The organism is Pseudomonas sp. NFPP24 (genome assembly GCF_900112095.1).
GTDB classification, from domain to species: Bacteria; Pseudomonadota; Gammaproteobacteria; order Pseudomonadales; family Pseudomonadaceae; genus Aquipseudomonas; species Aquipseudomonas extremorientalis.
This window is the reverse complement of record NZ_FOKD01000005.1, coordinates 79,277-91,680: the sequence shown is the minus strand read 5'-3', so window position 1 is coordinate 91,680 and position 12,404 is coordinate 79,277. Positions and strand designations below refer to the sequence as shown.

The 12,404-nt window shown below is 62.7% G+C and carries 10 protein-coding genes; 6 read left to right on the top strand and 4 right to left on the bottom strand.

What is annotated here, in order from left to right; translation table 11 throughout:
* Positions 1-56: 56 nt before the first annotated feature.
* Together BM026_RS12280 and BM026_RS12275 are read right to left on the bottom strand one after the other, a co-directional pair.
* The gene (locus tag BM026_RS12280; protein WP_170856082.1) at positions 57-728 is read right to left on the bottom strand and encodes a helix-turn-helix transcriptional regulator; all 672 of its coding nucleotides are present in this window, start codon (positions 726-728) and stop codon (positions 57-59) included.
* A gap of 156 nt (positions 729-884) precedes the next feature.
* Positions 885-2,120 carry a methionine gamma-lyase gene (locus BM026_RS12275; protein ID WP_092245702.1) on the bottom strand — a complete coding sequence of 412 codons (1,236 nt, stop codon included), beginning with the start codon at positions 2,118-2,120 and terminating at the stop codon, positions 885-887.
* A 123-nt stretch (positions 2,121-2,243) separates the two neighbouring features.
* Between BM026_RS12275 and BM026_RS12270 the strand changes: the two genes are divergently transcribed.
* The 5 genes from BM026_RS12270 to BM026_RS12250 all read left to right on the top strand — a co-directional run bounded on the left by BM026_RS12270 (position 2,244) and on the right by BM026_RS12250 (position 7,556).
* Positions 2,244-2,714: an Lrp/AsnC family transcriptional regulator gene (locus BM026_RS12270; protein WP_092245699.1), complete on the top strand. Its 471-nt coding sequence runs from the start codon at positions 2,244-2,246 to the stop codon at positions 2,712-2,714.
* Positions 2,715-3,413: 699 nt separating this feature from the next.
* The gene (locus BM026_RS12265) at positions 3,414-4,004 is read left to right on the top strand and encodes an antibiotic biosynthesis monooxygenase (RefSeq protein ID WP_093528689.1); all 591 of its coding nucleotides are present in this window, start codon (positions 3,414-3,416) and stop codon (positions 4,002-4,004) included.
* Positions 4,001-5,839, top strand: a complete 1,839-nt coding sequence (locus tag BM026_RS12260) for an amidohydrolase (protein ID WP_092245694.1) — start codon at positions 4,001-4,003, stop codon at positions 5,837-5,839. The genes BM026_RS12265 and BM026_RS12260 overlap by 4 nt, the downstream gene beginning before the upstream one ends.
* Positions 5,840-5,867: 28 nt before the next feature.
* The gene (gene ycaC / locus BM026_RS12255; RefSeq protein WP_071490108.1) at positions 5,868-6,482 is read left to right on the top strand and encodes an isochorismate family cysteine hydrolase YcaC; all 615 of its coding nucleotides are present in this window, start codon (positions 5,868-5,870) and stop codon (positions 6,480-6,482) included.
* 192 nt (positions 6,483-6,674) lie between these two features.
* On the top strand, positions 6,675-7,556 hold the full coding sequence (locus tag BM026_RS12250; protein ID WP_093528686.1) for a LysR family transcriptional regulator: 882 nt from the start codon (positions 6,675-6,677) through the stop codon (positions 7,554-7,556).
* Here the strand turns inward: BM026_RS12250 and BM026_RS12245 are convergent.
* Both BM026_RS12245 and BM026_RS12240 read right to left on the bottom strand, forming a co-directional pair.
* Positions 7,543-8,580 (bottom strand): AraC family transcriptional regulator, encoded by a 1,038-nt coding sequence (locus BM026_RS12245; RefSeq protein ID WP_092245691.1) that lies wholly within the window; start codon positions 8,578-8,580, stop codon positions 7,543-7,545. The two genes, BM026_RS12250 and BM026_RS12245, sit on opposite strands and share 14 nt — an antisense overlap.
* Position 8,581: 1 nt before the next feature.
* A complete protein-coding gene (locus BM026_RS12240; RefSeq protein ID WP_093126833.1) occupies positions 8,582-9,496 on the bottom strand; it encodes a GGDEF domain-containing protein in 915 nt (304 codons plus the stop codon).
* Between the two features lie 380 nt (positions 9,497-9,876).
* Between BM026_RS12240 and BM026_RS12235 the strand changes: the two genes are divergently transcribed.
* The gene (locus BM026_RS12235; protein WP_092245685.1) at positions 9,877-12,390 is read left to right on the top strand and encodes a TonB-dependent receptor; all 2,514 of its coding nucleotides are present in this window, start codon (positions 9,877-9,879) and stop codon (positions 12,388-12,390) included.
* Positions 12,391-12,404: the final 14 nt, after the last annotated feature.

Genomic DNA, 12,404 nt, shown 5'->3' with positions numbered 1-12,404 from the left:
TGCTGACCCACCGCCATCGGGGGCAAGCCCCCTCCCACATTTTGATCGGTGTGAGCTTAAAGCCCCGTACTTTCCTCGGTGGCATACATCCACCGCAACAACGAATGCCGCCCGCTGATCCCCAGCTTGATCGCCGCACGTTTGAGGTAACTCTCGATGGTGTTGACCTTCAATGCCAATTGCTCCGCCAGCTCCGGCGCCGTGCGCCCGGCCAGCAGGCCGACGCACACTTCGAGTTCACGGTTGGAGAGGGTCAGCCCCGATTGCACCAGGCGTTCCTCGATGCGCCGGCGCAGGGTTTCGAGGCCCTGGTTTTCCGCGGTCACCGGCTCGCTGTCCTGGCGGCAAGGCTGGATCGCGGCGATGTGTTTTTCGACCATGGGCAGCAGCAGGGTGGAGAAGTCCTGCAGCATGCTGCGCTCCTGCGGCGAGAAATTTTCGGACTGGTGTGAGCGATACACCGACAACACATAGCGCACGTCGTCGCGGCGGCGGGTGAGGTGCAATTGTGCGGCAGGTTGCTCTTCGCCCAAGGCTTCTACCGAGTCGGTGTAGACCGGGCTGATCTTGCGCCGGACCTGCCCTTCGGCACTCACCTGCAGTTGCGTGATATGGGTGGCGTCCACGGCCAGTTGGGTGAGGATCAGGTCATGCAGCATGCGCGGAAAATGGCGGCTGCCGGTGCTGGCGATGACCTTGCCAATATGCGGAAACAACTGTGAGTTCATCAATTCATCCATGAGGCGTGCAGGTATTCGGCCTTATAGCAGCGGGGATTAAGATGCAAGCCAATGCGAATAACCTACCGTGATAGTCCTTCCCGCCGGAACCTATGCTAGTACAGCCTGGCGGCGGGAAGGGGATCCAATCTTAAAAAATCGGATTTAAAGACTCACGAGCCTGGAAGGACGTTGCAGCGTGCGCGTGCATTTGGCCAGTGCCTGCTGTACATCCGCCAGCAGGTCGGCGATGTCTTCAAGCCCCACCGACAAGCGCACCAACCCCTCGCTGATGCCGTGTGCGGCCCGCTCTTCCGGGGTGTAGGTGGAGTGGGTCATGCTCGCCGGGTGCTGGGCCAGTGATTCGGCGTCGCCCAGGCTGACCGCGCGGGTAAACAGCTTGAGTGCATTCATGAAGCGCCGGCCGGTTTCGATCCCGCCCTTGAGTTCGAAGGCGATCATGCCACCGGGCATTTTCATCTGGCGTGTCGCCAGTTCGTATTGAGGGAAAGAACGCAGGCCCGGGTAAGTCACGCGCTCCACGGCCGGGTGCGCCTGCAAGGCTTCGGCCACGGCCTGGGCGTTGCTGCAGTGGCGGTCCATGCGCAGGGCCAGGGTCTTGAGGCCGCGCATCAACAGCGAGGCATCCTGGGGCGACATGACGGCGCCGGTCAGGTCCTTGAGGCCTTGTAGGCGAATACGCTGGGCCAGCGCCTGGCTGCTCACGGCAATGCCCGCGGTGATATCGCCGTGGCCGCTGAGGTATTTGGTGGCCGAATGCACCACCACATCGGCGCCCAGTTCCAGGGGGCGTTGCAGGTAGGGCGTGCAGTAGGTGTTGTCGACCACTACGGTGACATTGGGCTGGTGGTGGGCGAGGGTGGCGACGGCGGCGATATCTACCAGTTGCAGGTTGGGGTTGGCCGGGGTTTCGCAGTAGATCATGCGCGTTGCGGGGCTGAGCGCGGCTTGCAGGGCCGCCAGGTCCGTGAGGTCGACATGCCGCACCTTGATGCCGAACTCGCCGATGCCGTGGTGCAGCAGGGCGAAGGTACAACCGTACAGCGTCTGGCTGACGATCACCTCGTCGCCGGGGCGTAGCAGGGTCCAGAACGTCGCGGCAATCGCCCCCATCCCGGAACTGAAGGCCACCGCCGCCTCGCCGTTTTCCAGGGTCGCCATGCGTGACTCCAGCAGCGCCAGGGTCGGGTTGGAAATGCGCGTATAGAAGTGGCCGCTGGCTTCGCCGGCAAAACAGGCGGCGCCGTATTCGGCGGTGGGGAAGGCAAAGGTGGCCGACAGATAAATCGGCGGGACGAGCGCGCCGTGGTGGTCTTTGGGGTCGTAGCCGTGGTGGATGGCGCGGGTGGAAAAGCCGAATGCATTGTGTTTATTGTTCATGTCGGACGCTCCTTATTTCCTACAATGCTATGCTCATAACCAGAGATGAACTTTGCAATATTTGCCGGTAATTCCCGCGTCCCGGGATAAAAACCTCATAAAAATAACGAATAGAGGCACGTTATGCCCATCCGTCTGGATCGCACCGATAAAGCGCTTTTAAACGCGCTGCAAGGCAATGCCCGCCTCACGGTGGCTGAATTGGCCGACCGCGTCTCCCTGACGACCTCGCCCTGTTGGCGCCGGGTGCGCAACCTGGAGGAGAGCGGGGTGATCAGCGGGTACCAGGCGATTCTCTCGCCCAAGGCGCTGGGGTATGGGGTGACGGCGTTTGTCAGCATCATGATGGAGAGTCATACCCAGGAAATTGCCCGGGCATTCGAGCAGCGGTTGTTGGCGATTCCCGAGATCGTGGCGTGCCATAACGTGTCGGGGCGGTATGATTTTTTGTTGGAAGTGGTGGCGAGGGATCTGGAGTCGTTTGGGGAGTTTGCGCGGGAGGTGTTGCAGACGTTGCCTTGCGTCAAGGAGATTTATTCAAGTTTTTCCTATAAGTCGGTGAGGGGGTTGCGGGTGATTCCGGTGCCGGGGTGATGGCGGGGTGGTGTCGTGTTGTGTACATATCCGTTGCTTCGGTAACGGCCACCTATGGTTCCGCTCTTACAGCGGCTCACTTTTGGAAAGGCCGGAAGCCGGCCCAGCCAAAAGTAAGCAAAAGGCCTTCGCCCCAACACTCGGTGCCTCGCTTAGGCTCGGCATGCCCTCACTCCGGCCAGCGTGTTTGACGGGGCGCCCAAGATCAAAAGCAAGAGCGCGGCGACCTTAGAGCCGACCGGATTGTATGGCCGGTACTCGGTCAAAGTGTGGGAGGGGGCTTGCCCCCGATGGCAGTGGGTCAGTCGCTGATGAGTTGGCTGACACACCGCCATCGGGGGCAAGCCCCCTCCCACAGTTTGATCTTCATGTATCAGTTGAAGGGTGGTTTGCTCTGGCTCTGGCTTTTGATCTGCTTTTGATTTTGATGTTAGGCGCCCCCCCCCAAATCCCTGTCGGATTACGGGCACACCGAGCCTAGGCGAGGTGCCGAGTGTTGGGGCAAGAGCCTTTTGGTTACTTTTGGGCTCTTTTCAAAAGTGACCCGCCGTAAGGGCGGAACCAATATCCGCCATCACCCAAATAACGGATATGTACTCAGCACAACCCCCCCCCAAACAGCACGTACATCCAATTTTCCCCACCCCATCGCCCCTCAAACTCCCTCATCGCTGAATCTTCACGGCAGAGGGATACCCCATGGACCCAACCACAAAACCAGGCCCCGACGAAGTCGTCACCCTGGTGGTCAAGCACCTCATCAAACCCGGCCTGGAGGCTGACTACGAAGCCTGGCTGCGCCGCATCGTGCGTATCGCCGGCGCCCGTGCCGGCCACCTCGGTGTCGACGTGGTACGCGGCAAACAGGGCAACCTGGCGCTGTTTACCTGTGTGTTGCGCTACCGCTCCACCGACGACCTGGAAACCTGGCTCGACTCCCCCGAGCGCAAAACCCTGATCGCCGAAGCCGCGCCCATGCTCGCCGACGGCGACAACACCGAAATCAATGGGGTCAACGAATTCTGGTTCAACCCCGAAACCCCAAACGCCGCCAAGCCGCCGCGCTGGAAGCAGGCGGTGGTCACCCTGTGCGTGATCCTGCCGCTGACCCTGCTGGTGCCGATCGTATGGGGCCCGGTGCTGCGCCTGCACCCGTTTCTCTCCAACTACGTGGTCGCCACGTTTCTGGTAACCGTGACCATCGTCGTGCTGGTGGTCTACCTGCTGATGCCGGCGGCCACCCGCCTGTTCGCTCCCTGGCTCGAAGCCTCTGTAAAGGAAACCCTATGAACGCCGACCTGATTCTGTTCAATGGCCAGTTCCACACCGTGGACCGTGAAAACCCGCGCGCCACGGCCGTCGCCATCCGTGAGGGGCGGTTTGTAGCCGTGGGCACCGACGGTGAAGCCATGGCCCTGCGCGGCAGTGGTACCCAGGTCATCGACCTCAAGGGCCGCACCGTCATCCCCGGCCTCAATGACTCGCACCTGCACCTGATCCGTGGCGGCTTGAACTACAACCTCGAGCTGCGCTGGGAAGGCGTGCCGTCCCTGGCCGATGCCCTGCGCATGCTCAAGGACCAGGCCGACCGCACGCCGACCCCGCAATGGGTGCGCGTGGTGGGGGGCTGGAACGAATTCCAGTTCGCCGAAAAACGCATGCCGACCCTGGAAGAGTTGAACCAGGCCGCGCCCGATACGCCGGTGTTCGTGCTGCACCTGTACGACCGCGCCTTGCTCAACCGCGCAGCGCTGCGTGTGGCCGGCTATACCAAGGACACGCCGAACCCGCCGGGTGGCGAGATCGTGCGTGACAGCAACGGCAACCCCACCGGCATGCTGGTGGCGCGGCCGAACGCGATGATTCTGTACTCGACCCTGGCCAAGGGCCCGAAACTGCCGTTGGAATACCAGGTCAACTCCACCCGCCAGTTCATGCGTGAACTCAATCGCCTGGGCCTCACCAGTGCCATCGACGCCGGCGGCGGCTTCCAGAACTACCCCGATGACTACGCAGTGATCGAGCAACTGGCCAAGGACCAACAGCTGACGGTGCGTATCGCCTACAACCTGTTCACCCAGAAGCCCAAGGAAGAACTCAGCGACTTCAAGAACTGGACCGGCAGCGTCACCCTGCACCAGGGCGACGATTACCTGCGCCACAACGGCGCTGGCGAAATGCTGGTGTTCTCGGCCGCCGACTTCGAAGATTTCCTGGAACCGCGTCCCGACCTGCCGCTGACCATGGAGCAGGAACTGGAGCCGGTGGTGCGCCACCTGGTTGAACAGCGCTGGCCGTTCCGTTTGCACGCCACCTATGACGAGTCCATCTCGCGCATGCTCGACGTGTTCGAGAAGGTCAACCGCGACATTCCGTTCAATGGCCTGCCGTGGTTTTTTGACCACGCCGAAACCATTACCCCGAGAAATATCGAGCGTGTACGTGCCCTGGGTGGCGGTATTGCGATCCAGGACCGCATGGCGTTCCAGGGCGAATATTTTGTCGAGCGCTACGGCGCCAAGGCCGCCGAAGCCACGCCACCGATCAAACGCATGCTGGCCGAAGGCGTGCCGGTGGGCGCGGGCACCGATGCGACGCGGGTATCGAGCTACAACCCGTGGACCTCGCTGTACTGGATGGTCAGCGGCCGCACCGTCGGTGGCCTGGAACTGCATGCCGAAGGCCTGCCGCGCCTGACCGCGCTGGAACTGTTCACCCACGGCAGCGCCTGGTTCTCGTCCGAGCAGGGCAAGAAGGGCCAGATCAAGGTCGGGCAGTTGGCGGACGTGGCGGCGCTGTCGGCGGACTTCTTCAGTGTCGATGAGGAAGCCATCAAGTGGATCGAGTCGGTCCTCACCGTGGTCGGCGGCAAGGTGGTCTACGGTGCCGGTGACTTCGAAGACTTCGCACCCCCGCGCGTGCCGGTACTGCCGGATTGGTCGCCGGTGGTCAAGGTGCCAGGGCACTGGCGTCCAGGCTCGCCGTTGCAGGCGCAGGTGCACCAGTGCAGCGGCCCGTGCGGCGTGCATGCCCACAGCCACGAAAAAGCCCGCCATTCCAGCGTGCCGGTCAGCGACTTCCAGGGTTTCTGGGGTGCGTTCGGCTGCTCGTGTTTTGCGTTTTGATTACCCATCCCCCCGTAGGAGTTGAACCATGGCTAGCCCTCGTTTGAACAAAGATGACGCCGTTGTACTGTTGGTCGACCACCAGACTGGCCTGATTTCCCTGGTGCAGGATTTCTCCCCCAACGAATTCAAGAACAACGTCCTGGCCTTGGCCGATGTGGCGAAGTTCTTCAACCTGCCGACCATCCTCACCACCAGCTTCGAAAGCGGTCCCAACGGCCCACTGGTGCCCGAACTCAAGGCACTCTTCCCGGACGCGCCGTACATCGCCCGCCCTGGCCAGATCAATGCCTGGGACAACGAAGACTTCGTGAAGGCCGTCAAGGCCACCGGCCGCAAGCAGATCATCATTGCCGGCGTGGTGACGGACGTGTGCGTCGCGTTCCCGACCTTGTGCGCCCTGGAGGAAGGCTTTGAGGTGTTCGTGGTCACCGACGCCTCCGGCACCTTCAACGAAACCGTACAACAAGCCGCCTGGGCGCGCATGACCGCCGCCGGTGCCCAACTGGTGAACTGGTTCGCCGTGGCTTGCGAACTGCAGCGCGACTGGCGCAACGACATGGAAGGCCTGGCCAACCTGCTGTCGCCACGCATCCCCAACTACCGCAACCTGATGAACAGCTACTCGGCGTTTACCAAGTAACTGGCTCTCAAGTCTGTAGGTGATCCCTGTGGGAGGGGCGGTGCGACGATTCGACTTGCCCCCGATAGCGGTGTGTCAGTCACACTGCCATCGGGGGCAAGTCGAATCGTCGCACCGCCCCTCCCACATTTGATTTGTGGTGTGGCGACATACCCGTTATAAAAACCACCAAATGTCCACCGAGAAGCGACAATGAACCCCTTCGAAGACATGCGCCTGTTCTGCCAAGTCATGGAATCCGGCAGCTTCACCGCCGCCGCCGAACAGTTGGGCCTGTCCAAGCAATTCGTCAGCCGCCGCCTGATCCAGCTGGAAGATCGCCTTGGCGTACGCCTGCTCAATCGCTCCACCCGCCGCCTGGATGTCACGCCACTCGGCCAGAGTTACTACGAATCCGCCTTGCGCCTGCTCAGTGAAGTCGAGCAAGTGGAGCAGGGCATTGCCGGCCAGAACAGCGAACCGCGCGGCACCATTCGCCTCAGCGCGCCGTTGTCGTTTGCCATGGCCCATCTGGGTTGTCTGTTGCCGTTGTTCCTGCAGCGCCATCCCCAGGTGGCGGTGGAGGTCGACTTGAGCGACCGCCCCGTGGACCTGATCGGCGAAGGCTACGACCTGGTCTTGCGCATCGGCACCCTGGAAGATTCCACCCTGATCGCTCGGCGTATCGCCAGCATCCCCCGGGTGTATTGCGCCAGCCCCGACTACCTGGCCGTGCGCGGCACGCCGCAGAAACCCGATGACCTCGCCGACCACGATTGCCTGCCCTACGGCCATGGCCGCCAGGTGCAGTGGCGCTTCAAGGGCAAGTTGCAGGCGCTGAGCGTGAGTGGGCGCATGCGCGTGAACAATGGCGACTTGCTGCGCGATACCGCCATCGCCGGCCTGGGCGTGACCTACCTGCCGACCTTTATCGTCGGCGAGGCGTTGAAGGATGGCCGCCTGGTCACGGTGCTGGATGAGTTCGCCCCCGAAGACCTGACACTGTCGGCGGTGTACCCCCAGCACCGGCAAAGCTCGCGGCCGGTGCAGGCGCTGGTGGAGTTCCTGCGCGAACGCCTGGCTAGCGGCTGTTGAACAGCTGGCGGATCAGGTTGGGCGTACTGCCGGTCCAGCGCTTGAACGAACGGCGAAAGTTCGCCGCATCGTTGAAGTTCAGGTACGCCGCCACTTCATCATTGCTGTAGCCCTTGACCTGGTACAGGTGCAGCGCCACCTGCTTGCGCACGCGGTCCACCTGCTGCTGAAAGCCGGTGTCATGCTTGTGCAACTTGCGCTTGAGGGTCGCCGGGCTCATGGCGAAGGCCTGCGCGGCCTGTTCCAGGCTGGGCGGTTGGCGTACCTGTTCGCGCAGGTAGTCGTAGAGGCAGTCGAGAAAGCTGCTGGCAAAGCCCAGCTGTTCGATCTGTTCGCGGGCCTGCTGGCGTGCGACCTGGCCGGCGGTGGCCGAGGCGCCCGGCCACGCGCGGGTGAGGTACTCGCGGGGGATGCTCAGCATATCCAGCGGCCGTTCGAAGCGCGTCTCTTCGCCCAGGTGCACCCAATACTGCTCGATGTAGCGCGGTTCGGCATGACTGAAACAGCACACCCACGGCAAGCGCTCGCCACTGAGCCACTGGCTCATGGCAACCAGCGAGGTCATGCTGGCTTCCAGTAAAAACCGCCAATGCTCGCCGGCGCCGCAACTGTCCCGCCAGTACAGGTAGGCATGGTGCGCATCCAGTTCCAGGTGCAAGGTGACCAGCGGGCTGAGCAGCACCTGTTGCTGGATCAGGATCTCCAGGGCCTGGTGCAGGTTCTGTGCATGGCCCAGGGCATGGCTGGCCGCGCCGTAATAACCGGGCAGGAGTCGCTGGCCGAACAGAAAGCTGCTGTCGTCGGCGTCGAGCAATTTGCGACTGTTGCCGATCAACCCGAAAAACTGCTGCGGGCTCAACCGCGCCGTACCGGCCAGGATGTCCTCGTGAAACAGTCCCGTGCCGCGCAGCAGGCGATGGCTGTCGATGTCCCGGGACAAGGCCAGGTCGATCAGCGTGGCGGGTTGGCAGTGCCCTGGTATGAAGCGGCTGTCGGCTTCATACCAGCTGGTTTTCACGGCCATCTCAGGCGCTTTTCGCCAGGGGTTGCTTGGCCCTGGCCAGCGCCAGGTTGAGGCGTTTGAGCAAGTCCTGGGGCGGCTCGTCCAGGGCCATGACCACGGCGGTGGTCGCTACCAGTTGCAGGCGTTCCCCGTGCAGCCGGGTCTTGTGTGCGAGGCCGCGCACCGCCTGCTGCAACTCCAGCGCCAGCTCCTTGGCCTGGCGCTCACCGGTGTTGGGCAGCAGCACCACAAAACGGTCGCCGGCCAGGCGGCACAGCAGGTCCTGGCGACGCAGGTTGAGCAACAGCAAATGGCTGAGGGCCTGCAACACCGCATCGCCTTCGGCATGCCCGTAGGCCTGGTTGATGGCGGCGAAGTGATCCAGGTCCAGGGCCAGCAGGGACAGTGGTTGCTGCTGGGTCTGGCTGTCTTGCAGGCTGTCGGCTAACTGGCGCTTGAGGTAGTCGGCGCCGGCCAGGGGCGTGAGTTTGTCGAACAGCCGATGCTCGCGGAACAACCGTTCGCGTTTCTCCATCTGTGCGCTGATCGCCAGTTGTTCGCGGTGCCAGTGGTAGATGCCGATGGTCAGCAGGATCATGCCCACCGGCATCGGCCCGGACTCCAGCCAGTGGTCCCAGGTGATGCTGTCGGGCAGGCGGATGAATTCGTCGAGGCTGTCGATCCACCAGGAGAAGAAGATGCATGACAGGCCCAGCGCCAGGTAGTTGGTCACGCGCCCGGCCGGTCGGCTTTTCAGCACCAGCCCCAGCCAGACCAGGGCGAGCAGGGCGGAACCGCCTTCGCCGAAGATATCCAGCCATGCCCACTCGCTGACGCTTTTCAACTCGCCGCAGGCCAGGTGCAGGATCAGCCCCAGGTTGGCCGCGATCAGCAGCAGGGAGAGTTTCCAGCGGTGGGGTTTGAGCACGGAAAACATGGCCGCGAGTCCTTGCAAGGTTCAGTCGTGGGCGCCAGCACAGCAGATGGATGTGACGGTTGCATGACGGTAGGGGAGGGTCGAATCAGCTCATCCCGTCGACAATGAAAAGCAGAAAATGTGGGAGGGGGCTTGCCCCCGATAGCGGTGCGTCAGTGAGAAACCATGGGCTGAACCACCGCTATCGGGGGCAAGCCCCCTCCCACAGTTGATCTTCACAGGTCATTTCAGCTCATTCCAACTCAGGATCCTGCTCAAACCCCCGGTTTACGGGCCTTCCTACCACACTCTGTCACAGAACCGTCATCCCCCACCCCTAGCGTGCCCTCCCAGTTGCCGGGCCTCTTGCCTGGCGCCAACGGACTCTTGGGGAGGATTGCATGTACAAGCGCACCGGGCTCGTCAGCTTTACGCTAACTGCCTTGGCCCTGGCGATTGCCAGTGAGCGGCTCAACGCGGCCGAGGCGGCCAACACTGAGCACGTCGAAGTGGTCGGCCAGGCAGCGGCCATCGACCAGGCGCTCAAGGAGCAACGCAATTCCGACAGCATCAAGAGCGTGGTGCATGCCGACGGCGTGGCCCAGCTACCGGATGAAAACGTCGCCGAAGCGGCGCAGCGCTTGCCGGGTATCAGCGTGGAGCGCGACCAGGGCGAAGGGCGCTTCGTCAGCGTGCGTGGCCTGGGCCCGGACCTCAACAGCGTGACCATCAACGGCACCCTGGTGCCTGCCCCGGAGAGCGCCCGCCGCGCCGTGGCCCTCGACGTGCTGCCCGCGGAATTGGTGCAGTCGCTGTCGGTGATCAAGACCCTCACCCCGGACATGGACGCCAACTCCCTTGGCGGCACCGTCGATGTGCAAAGCCTGTCGGCCTTCGACCACAAGGGCCTGTTCTACACCGGCAGCACCGAGGCCAGCTACGACAAGAACACGAGCCAGACCAGCCCCAAATTCTCCGGCGCGGCCAGCAACCGTTTCAGCCTCGGCGACGGCATCGACAACTTCGGCGTCGCCGCCGCGCTGAGCTGGCAGAAGCGCGACTTCGGCTCGGACAACGTCGAGACCGGCGGCGCCTGGGACTTCACCGACGGCGCCCGGCTCAACGAGTTCGAACAGCGTGACTACGACATCAGCCGCGAACGGGCCGGTGGCGGCCTGAACTTCGATTACAAGCCCGACGACTTCAGCAGCTACTACCTGCGCACTCTCTACAGCCGCTACAAAGACACCGAAACCCGCAACTCCACCAGCCTCGAATTCGCCGACCCGCAGGCCCCCGGCCAACTGGGCGATGCCGAGGGCAAGCGCAAGCTGAAGAACCGCGAAGAGACCCAGGAAATCCAGTCCTACGTATTCGGCGGCGAACGCATGCTCGGCCTGTGGACCCTGAGCGGCCAGGCCGGCTTCAGCCAATCCAGCGAAGACAGCCCGGCGCACATCGCCGGTGCCACCTTTGACGGCGGCGACTTTGCCAACAGTGGTTTCCATGACAAGGACAAGCCACGCCCGATCATCGGCAGCGCCTTCTACGACGCGCGCAACTTCAGCCTCGACAAAGTCGACTGGGAAAAACAGAACACCCAGGACACCGAGAAAAACCTGCGCCTGGACCTGGCCCGCGACTACGACCTGAACGGCTATGCGTCCCAGGTCAAATTTGGCGGCAAGGTCAGCCGCCGTAACAAGGACAACGACCTGGAGGCCTGGGTCTACAAAGACTTCGACACCCTCGGCTTCACTGCCGACCAGCTCAATCTCAGCCAGTTCCAGAAGGGCACTGTCGACTACCGCCTGGGCAGCTACGGCCCCGGCATCAGCCCCAGCGCGATCAAGCAGCTGATAGGCGGCCTCAACCCGGCGGACTTCTACGACGAGACCGAATCCCGGGTCAACGACTTCACCATTCGCGAAGACATCAACGCCGGCTACCTGATGAACACCGTCGACATCGACGACTGGCGCTTCATCGCTGGCCTGCGCTACGAAGGCACCGAGTTCGAAGCCAAGGGCACCGGCGCCACCGATGGCGTGTTCACCCCGACCGACACCCAGCGTCGCTATCACCATTGGCTGCCGGGCCTGCATGCGCGCTACCAGATCGACAAGAACACCCAGGTGCGCGCGGCCTGGACCAAGTCCGTGGTCCGCCCGACCTTTGGCCAGTTGGCGCCGGGTTTTGTGATCGATGATGACGAAGCCACCTTCGGCAACCCGGACCTCAAGCCCCTGGAATCGAGCAACCTGGACCTGGGCATCGAGCACTTCATGGGCCGCGCCGGCACCGTCTCGGCGTTCGTGTTCTACAAGGACATCAAGAACTTCGTCTACAACACCGACCTGGCCGGCACCGGCGCCTGGACCAACTTCGCCGAGGCCCACACCTACGCCAACGGCGACAGCGCCAGGCTCTACGGCCTGGAGTTGGCCTACTCACAGAAATTCGACTGGCTGCCCGCGCCGTGGAACGGCCTGCTGATCGGCGCCAACACTACGTTCAGCCGCTCCAGCGCCGACATCGAAGGTTTCGACAGTGCCAGTGGTACGAACCGCAAGCGCCACATCAGCCTGCCCAACCAGTCCGACACCGTCGGCAACCTGATGCTCGGTTGGGAAGACGACACGCTCAGTCTGCGCCTGTCGGCCAACTACAAATCGGCCTACCTCTTTGAGCTGGCGTCGATCAACGACAAGGCCCACGACCTGCATGTGGACGCGCAGACCTTTGTCGACTTCAGCGCGCGCTACTCGCTGACCAAGAACCTGCAAGTCAGCTTCGAAGCGCAGAACCTCACCGATGAGTCGTACTTCGTCTACACCGGCCACCGCAGCTACAACGGCCAATACGAAGAGTACGGCCCGACCTACAAGCTGGGCCTGACCTTCACCCACTTCTAACCCACACCTCCATT